Source organism: Amycolatopsis sp. NPDC050768 (genome assembly GCF_040654155.1).
Lineage (GTDB): Bacteria > Actinomycetota > Actinomycetes > Mycobacteriales > Pseudonocardiaceae > Amycolatopsis.
The window spans coordinates 65,501-82,278 of sequence record NZ_JBFAHL010000016.1 but is presented as its reverse complement, the minus strand read 5'-3'; the positions used below and the strand labels follow the sequence as shown (position 1 = coordinate 82,278).

The 16,778-nt window shown below is 69.3% G+C and carries 17 protein-coding genes; 9 read left to right on the top strand and 8 right to left on the bottom strand.

Features of this window, described 5'->3' with window-relative positions:
- The first annotated feature begins 17 nt into the window (after positions 1 to 17).
- From AB0H62_RS36800 to AB0H62_RS36790, 3 genes are read left to right on the top strand one after another with little or no spacing between them, the layout of a single operon-like run.
- Positions 18 to 677 (top strand): GntR family transcriptional regulator, encoded by a 660-nt coding sequence (locus tag AB0H62_RS36800; protein ID WP_220243112.1) that lies wholly within the window; start codon positions 18 to 20, stop codon positions 675 to 677.
- A gap of 5 nt (positions 678 to 682) precedes the next feature.
- Positions 683 to 1,186: a metallophosphoesterase gene (locus tag AB0H62_RS36795; protein ID WP_220243111.1), complete on the top strand. Its 504-nt coding sequence runs from the start codon at positions 683 to 685 to the stop codon at positions 1,184 to 1,186.
- A gap of 17 nt (positions 1,187 to 1,203) precedes the next feature.
- Positions 1,204 to 2,187, top strand: a complete 984-nt coding sequence (locus AB0H62_RS36790; protein ID WP_360591245.1) for a PHP domain-containing protein — start codon at positions 1,204 to 1,206, stop codon at positions 2,185 to 2,187.
- A gap of 1 nt (position 2,188) precedes the next feature.
- On the opposite strand, the gene AB0H62_RS36785 is transcribed toward AB0H62_RS36790, so the two are convergent.
- The 3 genes from AB0H62_RS36785 to AB0H62_RS36775 form a co-directional block, all read right to left on the bottom strand.
- The gene (locus AB0H62_RS36785; protein WP_220243109.1) at positions 2,189 to 2,872 is read right to left on the bottom strand and encodes a L,D-transpeptidase family protein; all 684 of its coding nucleotides are present in this window, start codon (positions 2,870 to 2,872) and stop codon (positions 2,189 to 2,191) included.
- Between the two features lie 63 nt (positions 2,873 to 2,935).
- Positions 2,936 to 3,784 (bottom strand): chitosanase, encoded by an 849-nt coding sequence (locus AB0H62_RS36780; protein WP_220243108.1) that lies wholly within the window; start codon positions 3,782 to 3,784, stop codon positions 2,936 to 2,938.
- Between the two features lie 322 nt (positions 3,785 to 4,106).
- Positions 4,107 to 5,267 carry a saccharopine dehydrogenase NADP-binding domain-containing protein gene (locus AB0H62_RS36775; RefSeq protein ID WP_360591243.1) on the bottom strand — a complete coding sequence of 387 codons (1,161 nt, stop codon included), beginning with the start codon at positions 5,265 to 5,267 and terminating at the stop codon, positions 4,107 to 4,109.
- 102 nt (positions 5,268 to 5,369) lie between these two features.
- Between AB0H62_RS36775 and AB0H62_RS36770 the strand changes: the two genes are divergently transcribed.
- Positions 5,370 to 6,206: an LLM class flavin-dependent oxidoreductase gene (locus tag AB0H62_RS36770; protein ID WP_360591241.1), complete on the top strand. Its 837-nt coding sequence runs from the start codon at positions 5,370 to 5,372 to the stop codon at positions 6,204 to 6,206.
- Positions 6,207 to 6,213: 7 nt separating this feature from the next.
- Here the strand turns inward: AB0H62_RS36770 and AB0H62_RS36765 are convergent, their stop codons facing one another.
- Positions 6,214 to 6,762 carry a DUF4262 domain-containing protein gene (locus AB0H62_RS36765; protein WP_220243105.1) on the bottom strand — a complete coding sequence of 183 codons (549 nt, stop codon included), beginning with the start codon at positions 6,760 to 6,762 and terminating at the stop codon, positions 6,214 to 6,216.
- A gap of 89 nt (positions 6,763 to 6,851) precedes the next feature.
- On the opposite strand from AB0H62_RS36765, the gene AB0H62_RS36760 reads away from it, so the two are divergent.
- The 4 genes from AB0H62_RS36760 (at position 6,852) to AB0H62_RS36745 (ending at position 13,083) form a co-directional block, all read left to right on the top strand.
- Positions 6,852 to 7,163 (top strand): hypothetical protein, encoded by a 312-nt coding sequence (locus AB0H62_RS36760; RefSeq protein ID WP_360591239.1) that lies wholly within the window; start codon positions 6,852 to 6,854, stop codon positions 7,161 to 7,163.
- Positions 7,164 to 7,206: 43 nt separating this feature from the next.
- Complete coding sequence (locus AB0H62_RS36755) at positions 7,207 to 8,388, top strand: cation:proton antiporter (protein WP_360591237.1); 1,182 nt, start codon at positions 7,207 to 7,209, stop codon at positions 8,386 to 8,388.
- Positions 8,389 to 8,450: 62 nt separating this feature from the next.
- Complete coding sequence (gene hrpA / locus AB0H62_RS36750) at positions 8,451 to 12,326, top strand: ATP-dependent RNA helicase HrpA (RefSeq protein ID WP_360591235.1); 3,876 nt, start codon at positions 8,451 to 8,453, stop codon at positions 12,324 to 12,326.
- A 127-nt stretch (positions 12,327 to 12,453) separates the two neighbouring features.
- Positions 12,454 to 13,083: a hypothetical protein gene (locus AB0H62_RS36745; RefSeq protein ID WP_360591233.1), complete on the top strand. Its 630-nt coding sequence runs from the start codon at positions 12,454 to 12,456 to the stop codon at positions 13,081 to 13,083.
- A 26-nt stretch (positions 13,084 to 13,109) separates the two neighbouring features.
- Here AB0H62_RS36745 and AB0H62_RS36740 read toward each other — a convergent pair whose 3' ends face one another.
- A complete protein-coding gene (locus tag AB0H62_RS36740) occupies positions 13,110 to 13,982 on the bottom strand; it encodes an AraC family transcriptional regulator (RefSeq protein WP_255638313.1) in 873 nt (290 codons plus the stop codon).
- A gap of 152 nt (positions 13,983 to 14,134) precedes the next feature.
- Between AB0H62_RS36740 and AB0H62_RS36735 the strand changes: the two genes are divergently transcribed.
- A complete protein-coding gene (locus AB0H62_RS36735) occupies positions 14,135 to 15,217 on the top strand; it encodes an aldo/keto reductase (protein WP_360591231.1) in 1,083 nt (360 codons plus the stop codon).
- 3 nt (positions 15,218 to 15,220) lie between these two features.
- Here AB0H62_RS36735 and AB0H62_RS36730 read toward each other — a convergent pair whose 3' ends face one another.
- The 3 genes from AB0H62_RS36730 to AB0H62_RS36720 all read right to left on the bottom strand — a co-directional run bounded on the left by AB0H62_RS36730 (position 15,221) and on the right by AB0H62_RS36720 (position 16,749).
- Complete coding sequence (locus AB0H62_RS36730) at positions 15,221 to 15,652, bottom strand: hypothetical protein (RefSeq protein ID WP_220243099.1); 432 nt, start codon at positions 15,650 to 15,652, stop codon at positions 15,221 to 15,223.
- Positions 15,653 to 15,748: 96 nt separating this feature from the next.
- Positions 15,749 to 16,219 carry a hypothetical protein gene (locus AB0H62_RS36725; protein WP_220243098.1) on the bottom strand — a complete coding sequence of 157 codons (471 nt, stop codon included), beginning with the start codon at positions 16,217 to 16,219 and terminating at the stop codon, positions 15,749 to 15,751.
- Positions 16,220 to 16,314: 95 nt separating this feature from the next.
- On the bottom strand, positions 16,315 to 16,749 hold the full coding sequence (locus tag AB0H62_RS36720; protein ID WP_360591229.1) for a hypothetical protein: 435 nt from the start codon (positions 16,747 to 16,749) through the stop codon (positions 16,315 to 16,317).
- Between the last annotated feature and the right edge of the window lie 29 nt (positions 16,750 to 16,778).

Genomic DNA, 16,778 nt, shown 5'->3' with positions numbered 1-16,778 from the left:
CGAGCCTGGAGTGTCCGATGCCACCGACGTTCAGCCTGCCCGCCTCCCGGACCGAAGTGGTCCTGGAGGAGATCCGGCGCGGCATCCTGACCCGCGAGCTGCTCCCGGGCCAGCCGCTGGTGGAGGCCGAGCTGGCGCAGCGCCTCGGCGTGTCGAAGACGCCGGTGCGCGAGGCGCTGAAGGTGCTGTCGAACTCCGGGCTGGTCACGTTCAGCCCGTACCGCGGCGCGTCGGTGTGCGTGGTCGACGCGGAGCTCGCGCGTTCGGTGTACGACGTGCGGATGGTGCTGGAGCCCGAGGCGCTGCGCCGTTCGGTGGCGGCGGGGGCGTCGTTCGACGACGCGGCCGAAGCGCTGAAGGAGGCGCAGGCGGCGCTCGCGGACAAGGACCACACCGCGCTCAGCCTGCTCAACCGCCGCTTCCACCGCGCGCTCTACGCCGGCTGCGGCAACCCGCTGATGGTCTCGATGCTCGACGACCTCAAGGACCGCGCCGCGCTCATCACCGTGGTCGGCTGGGACACGAACCCCAGCTGGCGCAAGGAGTGGACCGAGCACAAGACTGTGCTCGGCGCCGCGAAGAAGGGTGACGCCGAGGGCGCGGCCGCGTTGCTGCGCAAGCACATCGGCGCGTTCCTCGAGCGAGTGCTGGCCGCGATCCCGGACGAGGGGGCGTAACGACCGTGCGGCTGCTGCTCGTCGCGGACACCCACTTGCCCAAACGCGCCAAAGAGCTGCCTGACGAGGTCTGGGCCGAGGTGGAGCGGGCCGACGTCGTCGTGCACGCGGGCGACTGGGTCGATCTCGACGCGTTCGACGAGCTCGCCGTGGCCAGCAAACGGCTCGTCGCGGTCTACGGCAACAACGACGGACCCGAGCTGCGCGAGTGGCTGCCCGAGGTCGCCCGCGTGACGCTCGGTGGTGTGCGCCTGGCCGTGATCCACGAAACGGGCGAGGCGAAGGGCCGCGAAGCGCGTTGTGAAGCGCAGTTCCCCGACACCGACGTGCTCGTGTTCGGCCACAGCCATATCCCCTGGGACACCGTGACACCCGGCGGCCTGCGCCTGCTCAACCCCGGCTCGCCCACCGACCGGCGGCGCCAGGAGTTCTGCACGTACCAGACCGCCGAGATCCGCGCCGGGAAACTCACCGACGTCGAGCTCCACGAGCTGCCCCGGCGCGCCTGAACGGGTAAACAGGACGCATGGACCCGGCACGCGCACTGCGCGACATCGCGTTCCAGCTCGAACGCGCGGCTGAGCCGACCTACCGCGTCCGCGCCTTCCGGCAGGCGGCGGCGGTGGTCGATCACCTGTCGCAGGAAGAGCTGGAGAGCCGCGTGCGCTCGGGCACGCTCCAGGCGCTCAAAGGCATCGGCAAGGCGACGGCCGGGGTCATCGAGGACGCGTGGCTCGGCCGCGTGCCCGCGTATGCGGCGAAGGTCGCCGAAGCCGATCTGCCCGACGGTGGCGAACTGCGCGCCGCGCTGCGCGGCGACTGCCACACGCACTCCGACTGGTCCGACGGCGGCAGCCCGATCCAGGAGATGGCCGAGGCCGCGCGCGACCTCGGCCACGAATGGATCGTGCTCAGCGACCACTCGCCGCGCCTGACCGTGGCCAACGGTCTTTCGCCCGAGCGGCTGCGCAAGCAGATGGACGAGGTCGCGCGCGTCAACTCCGAACTCGCCCCGTTCCGGCTGCTGCACGGCATCGAGGTCGACATCCTCGACGACGGCGCGCTCGACCAGCGTTCGGACTTGCTGGAGCGGCTGGATTTCGTGGTCGCCAGCGTGCACTCGAAGCTGCGCATGCCCTCGCGCGAGCTGACGCCGCGGCTGCTGGCGGCCGTCGCGAACCCGCACGTGCGCGTGCTGGGCCACTGCACCGGCCGGCTGGTGCGCGGTCCTCGCGAGCGGCCGCCGTCGACGTTCGACGCCGAGAAGGTGTTCACCGCCTGCCGGGACCACGGCGTGGCGGTGGAGATCAATTCGCGCCCGGAGCGGCTCGACCCGCCCATGCCGCTGCTGCGAATGGCCGTGGAGCTGGGCTGCGAGTTCGCCATCGACAGCGACGCGCACGCACCCGGCCAGCTCGACTGGCAGGTCTACGGGTGCGCACGTGCCGAAAAGGTCGGTCTCACCGCGGATCGCGTGATCAACACCCGGCCGGCGGACGAGCTCGTCTAGTCTACTGTGGACTGATCCCGATGTTGATCACGGGATGCCCGGCCGGGTCGAGCCAGCGCATCACGGCGTCGAGGTCCGCGCCCGGGACGGACACGCAGCCCGCCGTCGGTTTGCCCGACGAGACGTGCAGGAAGAACGCCGAACCCATGCCCGGCACGGCGGGCGAGCGGTTGTAGTCGATCACGGTGGCGTGGTCGTAGACGGGACCGGCCTTGCCGAGGTCTTCGCCGGCCGCCTCGTTGAACGGGCAGGTGCCGGGCGCGCACGAGTGGTGCGTGTTGTAGAAGGGCGACTTGACGTCGGAGACCCACCAGTCGTTCTCGGTCACCTGGCGGTAGGGCAGCCGGGTGCCGTTGGTGGGCTGGATGCCGAACGCTTCGGTGAGCGTCCAGACGCCCGTGGGGGTGTGCGACGTCGTTTCGCTCGCTTCGCCGATGCCCTGCGTGCCGACGAACGCCGGGAACGGCCCGAGGGCCCGCACCCAGTGGGAACCCTTGCGCTGCCAGGCGATCAGCGTCGCGGTGGTCGACGACGGGTCCGGGGCGGTGACCGTGACCATCTGGCCGGCGGAACCGTGGTAAGGCAACGGGGGATTCTGCGCAGGACTCTGGGCGGGCGAAGCCGGTGCGGCGGTTGCGAGCGTACCCAGTGCGACGCAGACCAGCGTCCCGAGAACGGTTCTCATGGCGCGAGAGCTTACGGCAAGAACCCAGGCCGCCGCGGGGAAATCGGCGGCCCGGGTTCTTGCTCAGTTGATCGTGTAGGAGTCGCCGTAGACCTTCCACTTCAGGGGTGTGTGGAGGTCGAGGTTGCCCGCGTTGAGGAACACGAGCTGTTCGGTGTCCACGCGCGAGGTGTCGGCGTGGGCCTCCTCCTGCTTCATGATCACCTTGCGGGCGTCGAGGAACGCCTTGAGGTAGGTGGTCTCGTTGCCGCCCTGTGACGGCGGCTTCGCCTTCTTGATGGCGGAGTTGCGGATGCCGCCGAAGCTGTCGGAGCTGTTGCCGGGGCCGTGCATCACGATGGCGTCGTAGTAGATGAACTGGCCCAGTGCGCCGAGACCGTCGGACTTCGCCTGGTTCACCGACGGGTTGAAGTACACGCGGTCGCGCTCGCTGTTCTGCGCGGCCTGGAACTGCGACGTCTTCGCCGCGGCCTTCCACGCGTCCACGAACGCCTGGCCGAGGCCGGTGTGCGAGTCGGTGCCGTTGACGTTCCTCAACGCCGGCAGGTACTTCGCCAGCGGGTTGTTCGGCACGGAATTGGTGTAGGCCTGCACGAGCTCGAGCATGTCGCCGGTGCCCGAGCAGAAGCCGATGATGCCGGCGGTGTAGCCGCGGCCGTCGCCGATGTCCTCGATGTAGCTGTACTGGGCCTTCCAGTCGAGGCTCGAGTTCTCGGCACTGGAGACGAGCTGCATCGCGATGTCCTTCTTCTCCGGCGAGGCGAGGTCGCCGCCGGAAGCGAGGATCGAGGCTGCGTTGCTGAGTGTGGGGGTCGGGGCGGCGCTCGAGAGAGCCGGTGTGGCCAGGACGACGGTGAGAGCCGACGCCACGGTGAGACCGGCAACAAGGGCAGGCCGCATCGTCTTGCGCATGGGGGAATTCCCTTTCCGCAGAATTGTCAGGGCATGGCCATGACAGGTGGGCAAGGCGGACGAAGCCGGGAATTCCCTGGCGTACCACGGTAAACACGGCTCCGGTGCTGCTGCGGCGTAGCGCAACGATAACCGCGCGTGATCCCGGCGGCAAGGGGCAGATCGGGTTTTCGCGGATGTGAACACGCGGTGGGATTTGTTGCCCGGAGGGTGGTACAGGGTTCCGGTGATCGGGAAACTGTTTGTGCCCGGTGCGAACTGGAGGACGGCGCGCTGTATGAAGTCCTTTGTGAACCAGTGTAAGTCCACAAAGGACATTTGGTTACAACGTCCTGAACGACATACCCGCCCGCATGAGCCGCTCGATCAACGCATCCCCCATCGCCGTCGCCGTGGTGACCTGGCCGGCAGTGGTGGGCAGCTCGTCGAAAGCCAGGCACAGAGCCGATTCCGCCAGCATCTTCGCCGTCTCGTCGTAGCCGGGGTCGCCGCCGGAGACTTCGGTCGTCACGTGCTCGCCGCCGCCTGAGCCGGTGAAGCGGACGGTGAACCAGGACTTCGCGCGGCGCGCGAGGCTGGGTCCCTGGCCCGGCGCGAGCAGCTTCGACAGCGCCTCGCGCGCGGGGGCCAGCTGGGCGGCGGCGAACAGCGCGCCCGCGCCGGCTGTCGCGGCCGCTACGGACGGCAGGCCGGAGAAAGCCGCGAAGTGGCGGTAGCGGAAGTCCGGGCCGTAGCGTGCGGACGCCCGCGCCGAGTGGCCCACGACCTGCGGGTCGATCGTCGGCAGCGGCACGGCCCACTGTCCGGTGCCGGGCACGCGGTGCGGGGCGCCGACCGGGGTGCCCACGCGGCGGCCGGCGAGCGGGGGTTCGGCTGCGGCGCGGTCCTTGGCCGCGCGGTTGGCGGCGGGCTGGCGGGAGAACGCCGTCATCGCCGTGAGGAAGGTGCCGCCCGAGGGCATGGCGCCGACGCGGACGTAGCCGTCGACCTGCAGCGGGACGTCCTCGGGCAGTTGGCGCACGGTGTACCAGGCGCCGAGGTCGTGGGGGATCGAGTCGAAGCCGCAGCTGTGCACGAGCCGGGCGCCGGTTTCGGCGGCCTTCGCGTGGTGGGCGAGGTACATGCGGTCGACGAACTCGGACTCGCCGGTGAGGTCGACGTAATCGGTGCCCTCGGCGGCGCACGCGGCGACCAGCGGCTCGCCGTAGTGCAGGTACGGGCCGACCGTGGTGGCCACGACCTTCGCCGACGCGGCGACCGCGCGCAGCGAGTCGGGGTCCGCGATGTCGGCGCTGAGCAGGGGCAACGTGCCCAGGCGCTCGTCGATCGCCGCCAGCCGCGTGCGCAGGTCCTCGAGCTTGGCGCGATTGCGGCCCGCGAGCGCCCAGCGGCAGCCGGGCGGGGCGGAGTGCGCGAGGTACTCCGCCGTGAGCGTGCCGGTGAAGCCGGTGGCGCCGAACAGCACCAGGTCGTAGTCGGCCATGCGCGTGCCTCCCGAAGGTCTGGCCCCGAGGTTACCGCCGGGTCACTTCGGGGCCGGAATCTCCGCTCGTCCGGCGTCGTTGACCACCGCGAAGGAGTGGTGATGACAGACTTCGGGCGGGACATCTCGACGGGCTACTTCCTGGTGCCGAACGCGGCCGACCCCCTGGTCGAGCACGCGCGCGAGCTGGAGCGGACGGGGTTCGAGCACCTCGCCGTGCAGGACCACCCGTACCAGCGCCGGTACGTGGAGACCTTCTCCCTCATGGGCGTGCTACTCGGCGCGACGACGAAGATCCGGGTGTTCCCCGACGTCGCCAACCTGCCGCTGCGCAACCCCGCCGTGCTCGCGAAGGCCGCCGCCAGCCTCGACCTGCTGTCGGGCGGCCGCTTCGACCTCGCGCTGGGCGCCGGCGCGTTCTGGGACGCGATCGTCGCCTACGGCGGCCCGCGCCGGACCCCGGGCGACGCGCTCGCCGCCGAGGAGGAGGCGATCAACGTCATTCGCAAGATCTGGAGCGGCGAGGGCAACCTCCGCTTCGACGGCCGCTTCCACACTCTGGCCGGTGCCCACTCCGGCCCGGTGCCGGCGCGTCCCATCGGGCTCTGGCTCGGCTCGTACGGCCCCCGCGCGCTGCGCCTCACGGGCCGCCTGGCCGACGGCTGGGTCGTCAGCCTCCGCGACGACCCCGCCGAAGCCCTCCGCATGGCCTCCGCCGTGGACACCGCCGCCCTCGACGCCGGCCGCGACCCGGCGTCGATCCGCCGCGTCCTCAACGTCGGCGCCACCCCGACCGCCTCGGAACTCGCCGACTTCGCCCTGGCCGGCGGCTTCGACACCTTCGTGCTCTCCGGCGCGGACGACCGGGCATCGCACGTGTTCATCGCCGAGACCATCCCGGACGTCCGCGAACAGGTGGCGGCGGAACGCTCGGCGTGACGGCGGCTCAGAGGTCGGCGGTCCAGGGCCCCTTCGGGTGCCCGGACGGGCTGCGCCACAGCTGAGGCTGCCTCAGCGCGAGGTCAGGAGCGAACTCGTCCTGCGTCGGGAAACGGCCGTCGCGATCGGGCCAGAGCACCTGCAGGAAGGGGGCGGCGGGCCGCGTGGCGCGGTAGAAGCGTTGTGCCGTCCCGAAGAAAACGTCGTGCCAGCCCTCGTCGACCGGCCGCAGCGCCAGGCGGCCGGACTCGAGGACGTCGTCCAGCTCGTCACCGGCGGCAGGTCGCCGGCCCGCGGCCACCTGCTCGCCGATCACGTTGAGCAGCCCCATCCCGGGCGCCGGCTCCAGCCCGAACACGGCGAGCTCTGGCACGCGGAACGAGTGCCACAGCCCGATTGTGAACGTCCAGCCCGCGCTGACCTCGTCTTCGGGGATCGCCAGCAGACCCCAGCCGGGGTCGGCGACGTGTTCGAACAGACCGGCGTCGACGGAGCCGAGGTGGTCGCGGTCGCCGTAGTCGAGGCAGACCATGCATCTGCAGGAGTCGGTGGACATGAAAGGAACGATATTCAGCCACTCCCCGTAGTGAAGGTCCACTGTGGATCGCCGGGTCAATATTAAAGCGATGGTAAACTGACGCCACGATGACCGCTGCCGCCGCCACCGCGCCACGGCACCGGTTCATGCTCAGTGTCCTGCTCGCCGCGTTGCTGCTCCTCGGCGTCGCCGCGCCCGGGCCGGTGCACCCGGGCCTGTCGCACGACGATCCGAAGCCGGTGCTGGTTGCCCAGCAGTCGCCGCACTTCGTTGCCGCGCAACCAATCCCGGAAGCCACACCGCCGGAGCAAGCGAAGCAGTGGCCCGCCGCGTCAAGCGCCACGACCGTCGACAAAAGCACCACCGCAAAGCACCGGTCCGACCCGAAAGCACCCGCCCGGGCACCTCCTGCCGGCTGAGTACGTCGCCCACTCACCCGTACTCAGCTGTTGGAGGTTTCCCATGACCAACGGTCATGCCTTGCTGGCCGTCGGCGGTGCGTTCCTGGCGGCCGGTGTCGTCGCGCGCGTCGGGGCGCGGATCGGGCTGCCGACGATCCCGTTGTTCATGCTGGCCGGCTTCGTGTTCGGCCCGCACACGCCCGGGTTGTCGCTTGTGGACGACCCCGCCGAGCTCGGCGTGCTGGCCGGCCTCGGCCTGGTGTTCCTGCTGTTCTACCTCGGCCTGGAGTTCTCGCTCGACGACCTCGCGCGCGGCGGCAGACGCCTGGCCGCGGCGGGGCTGGGTTACCTGGTTCTCAACGTCGGCGGCGGCCTCGCGTTCGGGTTCACGCTGGGGTGGGGCACGCGGGAGGCGCTGGTGATCGCGGGGGCGATCGGCATCTCGTCGTCGGCCATCGTGACCAAGCTGCTGCTCGAAACCCGCCGCACCGCCAATCCCGAATCACGCCTGATCATGGGCGTGATCGTGCTCGAAGACCTGTTCCTCGCGCTCTACCTGGCCCTGCTGCAGCCCGTGCTCAGCCGCGCCGACGGCTTCGGCGCGGCGCTCGCCGACTTCGGCAAGGCACTCGGCTTCCTGCTCCTGCTCGCGGCGCTGGCGCGCTGGGGCGGCCGGCTCGTGTCGCAGCTGTTCGGCTCGGCCGACGACGAGCTGCTCACCGTGTGTTTCGTCGGCGTCGCGGTGCTGGGCGCGGCCGTCGCCGAGGAGGTGGGCGTGTCCGACGCGATCGGCGCGTTCATGGTCGGCATGATGCTCGGCGGCTCGAAGGTCGCGCCGCGCGTGCACAAGCTGGTGCTGCCGCTGCGCGACGCGTTCGGGGCGTTGTTCTTCTTCATCTTCGGCCTCTCGATCGACCCGGGCGCCGTGGGGACGGTCGTGGTCCCCGTTCTCGCGGCCGTCGCGCTGACGCTCGTGCTGAACCTCGCGGCCGGCGCGTTCGCCGCCCGGCTGCACGGCTTCGATCGCCAGGCCGGGGTGAACATCGGCCTGACCGTGCTCACGCGGGGCGAGTTCTCGCTGGTCCTCGCGACGCTCGCGGTGGCGGCCGGGCTCGACGAGCGCGTGGCCCCGTTCGTCGCGGGATACGTGCTGCTCCTCGCCGTGATCGGGCCGCTCGCGGTGGTGCGTTCGGAGCGGCTGACCTGGCTGTTGCCGGCCCGGCTGACCCGGCAACGGGTGTGACGGGAGACGCCGGGCATATTCAGGAGCCAGGCCCGTCACGCACCGCTATCCTCGATACAAGTATGTCCACTCAATCCCCCCTCGAGGCGTTGCGCGCGCGGCTGCCCGAGCTGATGTCGCGCGACGAGCACCGCCTGCGCCGTCGGCTCGACGGCGCGCGCCGGTCGCGTGACAAGCAAGCCGTGGCCGAGCGCCTCGCCACCGACGTGACCGCCGCCGAGCTGCGCGTGCAGCGCCGGCGCGAGAGCGTGCCCAAGATCGAGTACCCCGAAGAGCTGCCGGTCAGCAAGCTCAAGGACGAGATCGGCAAGGCGATCGCCGAGAACCAGGTGGTGATCGTCGCGGGCGAGACCGGCTCGGGCAAGACGACCCAGCTGCCGAAGATCTGCCTCGAGCTCGGCCGCGGCATCCGCGGGCAGATCGGGCACACGCAGCCGCGGCGGCTGGCCGCGCGCACGGTCGCCGACCGCATCGCGAGCGAGCTGAAGACCGAGCTGGGCGACGCCGTCGGGTACAAGGTCCGCTTCACCGACCAGTCCGGCCAGGACACGCTCGTGAAGCTGATGACCGACGGCATCCTGCTCGCCGAGATCCAGACCGACCGGATGCTGCGCCAGTACGACACGATCATCATCGACGAGGCCCACGAACGCAGCCTCAACATCGACTTCATCCTCGGCTACGTCAAGCAGCTGCTGCCGCGCCGGCCCGACCTCAAGGTGATCATCACCTCGGCCACGATCGACCCGGAGCGCTTCTCGAAGCACTTCGACAACGCGCCGATCGTCGAGGTCTCCGGCCGCACCTACCCCGTCGAGGTCCGCTACCGGCCGATCATCGACCCCGACGACCCCGAGGCCGACCCCGATCGCGACCAGACGCAGGGGATCCTCGACGCCGTCATGGAACTGCAGAGCGCCGGCCCCGGCGACGTGCTGGTGTTCCTCTCCGGCGAGCGCGAGATCCGCGACACGGCGGATGCGCTCAACCGGCTCGACCTGCGCAACACCGAGGTGCTGCCGCTGTACGCGCGGCTGTCGTCGGCCGACCAGCACCGCGTGTTCCAGCGCCACACGGGGCGCCGGATCGTGCTCGCGACGAACGTCGCGGAGACGTCGCTGACCGTGCCGGGCATCAAGTACGTCGTGGACCCGGGCAACGCGCGCATCTCGCGCTACAGCCACCGCACGAAGGTGCAGCGGCTGCCGATCGAGGCGATCTCGCAGGCCTCGGCCAACCAGCGCAAAGGCCGCAGCGGCCGTACGTCCGACGGCATCTGCATCCGACTGTACTCCGAAGAGGACTTCGAGTCGCGCCCGGAGTTCACGGACCCGGAGATCCTGCGCACCAACCTCGCGTCGGTGATCCTTCAGATGACCTCGCTGGGGCTGGGCGACATGGCGGCGTTCCCGTTCGTGGAGCCGCCGGATCGGCGCCAGGTCGCCGACGGTGTGCAGCTGCTGCAGGAGCTCGGCGCGTTCGAGGTGGACGACGCGTCGAAGCTGACGGACATCGGCCGCAAGCTCGCGCAGCTGCCGGTGGACCCGCGGATGGGGCGCATGGTGCTGGAGGCCGCGCGCAACGGGTGCGTGCGTGAGGTGATGATCATCGCCGCGGCACTGTCCATCCAGGACCCGCGGGAGCGTCCGGCGGAGAAGCAGCAGGCGGCCGACCAGCAGCACGCGCGCTTCGCCGACCCGACGTCGGATTTCCTCGCGTACCTCAACCTGTGGGAGTACGTGAGCGAACAGCAGAAAGCGTTGACGGGCAACCAGTTCCGCCGGTTGTGCCGCAACGAGTACCTCAACTACCTGCGCATCCGCGAGTGGCAGGACATCTTCAGTCAGCTGCGCCAGCTGGCCAAGCCGCTCGACATCTCGTTGAGCACCACGCCGGCCGACCCGCAGCACGTGCACACGTCGCTGATCGCCGGGCTGCTCTCGCACATCGGCCTCAAGGACCCGGCCAAGGGCGACTACCTCGGCGCGCGCGGCGCGCGGTTCTCGGTGTTCCCGGGCTCGGCGCTGTTCAAGAAGCAGCCGCGCTGGGTGATGTCGGCGGAACTGGTGGAGACTTCGCGGCTGTGGGGGCGCGTGAACGCGCGCATCGAGCCGGAGTGGGTCGAGCCGCTGGCCGCGCACGTCGTGAAGCGGTCGTATTCGGAGCCGCACTGGGAGCGCAAGCAGGGCGCCGTGATGGCGGTGGAGAAGGTGACGCTCTACGGCGTGCCGCTCGTCGCCGACCGACGCGTGAACTACGGGCGCATCGATCCCGAGCTGTCGCGTGAGCTGTTCATCCGCCACGCGCTGGTGGAAGGCGACTGGCACACCAACCACCAGTTCTTCTCCGAGAACCGCGCGCTGCTCGACGAGGTCGAGGACCTGGAGAACCGCGCCCGCCGCCGCGACATCCTCGTGGACGACGAGACGCTGTTCGAGTTCTACGACCAGCGTGTGCCGGCCGACGTGGTGTCGGTGCGCCACTTCGACAGCTGGTGGAAGAAGGCGCGGCGCGGCGACCCGGACCTGCTGTCGTTCGAGAAGTCCATGCTCATCAACGAGACCGCGGGAGGCGTGCGCGAGTCGGACTACCCCGACTCGTGGACGCAGGGCTCGCAGGTCTTCGGGCTCACCTACCAGTTCGAGCCCGGTGCGGATGCCGACGGCGTGACCGTGCACATCCCGCTGCCCGTGCTGAACCAGGTGACGCCGGACGGGTTCGACTGGCAGGTGCCGGGGCTGCGCTTGGAACTGGTCACCGCGCTGATCAAGTCGCTGCCGAAAGCCTTGCGGCGCAACTTCGTCCCGGCTCCCGACACGGCCGCGTATGTCCTTTCGCGAGTGTCGCCTTCGGACGATCCCCTCGTCGAGGTGCTGTCCGACGAGCTGTTCACGCTTCGCCGCATCGACGTTCCACTGTCGGCCTACGACCTGTCTTCCGTGCCGGACCACCTGCGGGTGACGTTCCGCGTGGTCGACGACCGCGGCCGCAAGGTGGCCGAGGGCAAGGACCTGGAGGCGTTGAAGCTCAGCCTCGCCCCGAAGGTGCGCGAGACGATTTCGAAGGCCGCCAACAGCATCGAGAAGGCGGGGCTGGTAAGGCCGACTTTCGGCTCCCTGCCTCAGGTTTTCGCCTCCACGCAGCGCGGCCACGACGTGAAGGCGTACCCGGCTCTGGTGGACGAGGGTGCTTCGGTCGCCGTCCGCCTGCTGGACACCCCGGCGCAACAACAGCACGCGATGTGGGCCGGCACCCGGCGCATGCTGCGGCTGAACCTGAACTCGCCGATGAAGTTCATCACGCGGTCGCTGTCGAACTCCTCGAAGCTCGTGCTGAACCGCAACCCGCACGGCAGCGTCGCCGCCTTGCTGGACGACTGCGTCGACTGCGCGGTGGATTCGTTGATGACGTCGTACGGCGGCCCGGCTTGGGATGAGGCGAGTTTCGCTTCGCTGCTGGAGCACGTCCGCGCCGGCTTGAACCCCGCTGTGCTCGCGGTTCTGACGGACGTCGAGCGGATCCTGCGCGCGACCATCGACGTGGAGTCGGTCCTACCGGACACCCGCGGCCCGGCCGAGTCGTTGGCGGACATGCGCGCCCAGCTCGCCGGCCTGGTCCACGCGGGCTTCGTGACGGAATCGGGCGCTTCGCGGCTGCGTGATGTCGAGCGCTATCTGAGGGGCATCTCGCGCCGCTTGGACAAACTCGTCTCCGAGCCCACCCGCGACCTGCAGCGGACGGCCGACATCGCGTGGATCACGGAGGAGTACCGGTCGGCTCTGGCCGCGCTGCCTGCGGGGACTTCGTCGCCCGCGCTGTCGGAGGTGCGGTGGATGATCGAGGAACTCCGGGTGTCCTTCTTCGCCCAGACGCTCGGGACGGCGTATCCGGTGTCGCTGAAACGCATCACGAAAGCTTTGGATGACGCGCCGGTGTGAGGACTGATCGTCCCGGTCAAGCGCTTCGGCGGTGGGCAAATGACCAGGTCAACGGGTGGGCGAACGCCCTTATCCGGGTTAGGGCAATCTCGCCCGCGGTGTGCGTTGATCTAGTAGAATGCCGCTCGTGCCAGAAGAGCCGGACAAGCCGGGGAAATCCGACGACGAGCCTGCCTATAAGAAATGGAACGTTGTCGTCGCTACAATCGGCAGCGGCGTCGCCGTGCTGGTGGCGATCAACGGCTTGACCGGCTGGAATCCGTTGAAAGAACTCACGTCCCAGTCTGGTGGCGCTCCGGCTTCGGAGTCGGCAACGAGCCGGATATCGCCCTCGACGACTCCGGAAGAGGCGCCGATCGACGATCCGCCGCAGAGATCGAGCGAAGTGGACGAGGAACCGGCCGTTGACTCGTCATCGTCCCCCGAAGACGCCGACGAGTCAACGGAAACCACCGCCCCGGCCTCACCTAGGTTCCAGGTGACCTCCTCACAATGGGATGGGCCATGCGGTGACTCCTGGTGCTCCATGAGCGCGATTTTTCGCAATCTCGGCGGCGAGGGCGCCGGATCCGCGACATTTTATGTTCTGCGGCCGGATGCAAATGAATATCTTGCTCGGTGTTCCGTCGTCTTGAATACCACTTCCGAGAATGGTGTGACAAGCGCCGGATGCACGGCGAGCAGCGGCTGGCTGCAGGCATATATCCGGTCCCATCCCGGCACCACGGTGCGCATGCAGGTAACCGTGGACTACTGAAGTCCGAAGTCGGCGAGGTGGGGAAGTCAGCCGTGGTGTGCCCGCAGCCTCGTCGAATCCTGGCCCGGCGGCACACCGAACTGGCGGCGGTATTCGCGGCTGAACTGGGACGCGCTGTCGTAGCCCACGGTGTAGCCGATGGATGCGACGTCGTCGTCGGTGCGGGACAGGAGGAGCAGGCGGGCCTCCTGGAGGCGGATGTGTTTCTGGTACTGGATGGGCGTCATGGCCGTCACGGCGCGGAAGTGGCGGTGGAACGACGACTCGCTCATCGCGGCGAGGCGTGCGAGGTCGGAGATGCGCAGGGACTCCGCGTGGTGGTCGCGGATCCAGCGGATGGCGCGCCCGACGTGTGACAGGCTGCTGTCGGCGAGGCCGATCTGGCGGATGGTCGCGCCCTGGGCGCCGGTGACGAGGCGCCAGAGGATCTCCTTCTCGATGAGCGGCGCGAGCACGCGGCGGTCGGCCGGGTGGTCGGCCAGCCGCAGCAGGCGGACGAACGCGTCGAGCAGCTCGGCGGGTGCGTCGCTCACGGTGATGGCCGACGGGGCGGACGGGGCTGAGTTCGTGGTGCCCGTCTCGAGCAGGAGGGCGGCGACGGCTTCCGGCTTGAGGACCAGGCCGGCGCCCAGGAACGGTTCCGTGGGGCTGGCCTCCACGAAGTGCCCGGTCACGGGCATGTCGACGGTGACCACGAGGTACTGGCCGGCGCCGTACTCGTAGGTGCGCTCGCCCGTGCCGATGCGCTTGCGGCCCTGCGCGACGACGGCGAGCACCGGGCCGGTCAGCGAGGCCGCCGGGTCGGTGGGCGCGCGCTCGCACGACAGCATCAGGCCGCCGGGCAGGTCGGTGCGGCCGGCGTAGCGGGTGATCAGCGTGCGCAGCTCGGAGAGGGACACGCTTCGATTCGACCACGGCTGCGCCCGCTGGGGCAACTGGCGATCGTGACAGGATCAGGCAAGAGGCTACGACTTTCGGGCTCACGGTGCCATGCCCGGCGCTGGTGTCATTGAACGGCAACGAAATCCCGTGATGAGCCAGGAGAATCCCCGTGAGCCTTGATTCCTACGTCCACCTCGGCCGGTCCGGCCTCGTCGTGAGCCCGTTCTGCCTCGGTGCCATGAACTTCGGTGAGGACACCGGCGTCGGCTGCAGTGTCGAAGAGTCCGAGAGGATCCTGCAGACCTACCTCGACCGCGGTGGCAACTTCATCGACACCGCCAACTTCTACACCAACACCCACTCGGAGAAGATCGTCGGCGATTTCCTCGCCGCGACGCCGGGGCTGCGTGACCGGGTGGTGCTGGCGACGAAGTTCTTCGTCAACCTGCACCCCGGCGACCCCAACGGCGGTGGTGCCGGTCGGAAGGCGATTCTGCACCAGCTGGACGATTCGCTGCGGCGTCTCGGGACGGACTACATCGACCTCTACTACTTGCACAACTACGACCGCCACACGCCCGTCGAGGAGACGCTGCGGACCCTCGAGGATCTTGTCGGGGCCGGCAAGATCCGGTACGTCGGGTTCTCGGATACTCCGGCGTGGTTCACGGCCAAGGCGCAGACGATCGCCCAGTTCCGCGGGTGGGCGCCGGTGGCCGGGTTGCAGATGGAGTATTCGCTGCTGGAACGCACTATCGAGGGCGAGCTGCTGCCGCTCGCCGAGGACGCGGGGATGGCGATGCTGCCGTGGAGTCCGTTGAAAAGCGGGTTCCTGTCGGGCAAGTACACCCGCGACGGCGCGGCTGCGGATACGCGGCGCGGGGCGGCGTTCGGGGTGGGGCCGACCGAGGAGCAGTTCCGGGTGATCGACGTGGTGGTGGGGATCGCGAAGGAGTTGGGGGTGAGCCCGGCGGCGGTGGCTCTGGCGTGGGTGCAGGGCCGGCGGGGGATCACGTCGACGCTGATCGGGCCGCGGCGGGTCGAGCACCTGACGGAGAATCTGGCGGCGTTGGATTTGAAGTTGAGCGCGGAGCAGGTGGCCGCGCTGGACGAGGTTTCCGCGCCGCGGCTGAATTTCCCGGCTGAGCTGAACCGCGGCATGGCCCCGATGCTGCGCTACGCCGGCGCGACCGTGAACGGGCAGGAGCACGCGGTCTACCCGCCGCTGCTGCAGAACTCGGTGCGCTACTGAGCTTCAGCCGGCGATGTGGCAGTACAGCCGGCCGCCCGAGGGCTTCGCCTGCTTCGCGAGGGCTGCGAGCCCGTCCACGACGGGCAGCAGGTCCCCGGCTGTGCCCTCGAGCTTCTCGTCGCTCGACCAGAATCCGGCCAGCTCCCGGCGGCGCGCTTCGTCGGTGGCCGCGATCGCGTCACGGAACTCGTCGGTGAGCGTGACGACCACGACGTCGCCCTCCCCGACCTCCGCGAGCAGCTTCATCGCCCGCGGGTTGTCGGCGGCCGCCTCCTCGCCGATCCCCGTCAGGAACGCCTCGGCCCGGGGCACCTGCAGGTAGGGGTCGAGGTGCTTGAAGGCGGCCATGGGGAACAACGCGGCCGGCCCTTCGGGCGCCTCGAGGGACGTTACGGCTGCTTCGTCCGAATTCGCCGTGAAGTAGCTGTAGAGCATGGTGTGACTCAACCACAGGCCGACCCCGCGACAAAGCCGAACTGTTGTGCGCACGTGTCGACGGGGACGGCCTGGGGAAGTGGACGGACTGCCCGGCTAGTCGCCGGAGTAACCCCAGAAGTAGACCTCGTCGGGGGCGCCGTTCTTGTAGATCACCAGGCTTCGGCCGGTCCATCTGTCGCCCATCAGGTCGGCGAGGGGGCCTGACGGTCCGGGCCGGCGCACGCCTTCGAAGTCGGCGGCGGACGGGCGGTCGGTGCCGAACACCCCGTTGAGCTCCGCGGAGCTCAACGGGCGGACGGTGCCGACGCCGTCAGCCTCGGTGATCTCGTGGGTGTCGAGGATCGTGTGGGTGCCCGCGTCCCAGAACTCCTCGGCGTCCTTCGCCGCCTCGAGGTCGGCCAACGACGACGGGCGGGGGACCATTTCGTCGACGTATTCGGGGTTGATGTCTTCCCAGGGCCAGAGGAACTCGCCGCTGGCCAGGAGTAGTTCCTGCACCGCGAGGTGTGTTGCTTCGACGCTGCCCGCGTACGGTGCGCGGTAGTCCCAGCCTGACGCTCCCATTGAACCTCCTTGTTGGCCGGCCTCTGAGGCCGGGTGAACTCGATCTTTTGACGGATGACGCGGTTACTTCGCGTCGGCGGCTGACGCTTCGGGAGTCACAGGCAGGTCCGGCAGTACAGGCGATCTCCGGCCGCTTTTGCCTGGCGCGCGAGGTCGGCGAGTTCGTCGACCACAGGGAGGACATCTGTCGGGTCGATGTCGCCATCGAATTCTTCGGAACGCGCCCAAAGCTCGGCGACCTGCCGGCGGTGCGTTTCGTCGGCGGAGGCCAGGGCGTCGCGGAGTTCGTCGGTGAGAGTGGTGACCCAGACGGATTCGTCGAGCTCGGCGATCAGGTGATCCGATCTGGGGTTCGCGCAAACGGTGTCGAAACCCGTCCCCGTGAGGAGAGCTTCGGCGCGGCTCAGCTGGATGATCGGATCGATGTCTTTCAGCTCGACCACGGGAAAGTTGGTGACGGTGGGGGATTCCAGCACCGTGGCGGCCAGTTCGTCGGAGCTCGCGGCGAAGTAGTAATACAGATTGCCCATCAGGTGTCCTTTGTCGTAGGTCGGGTTGA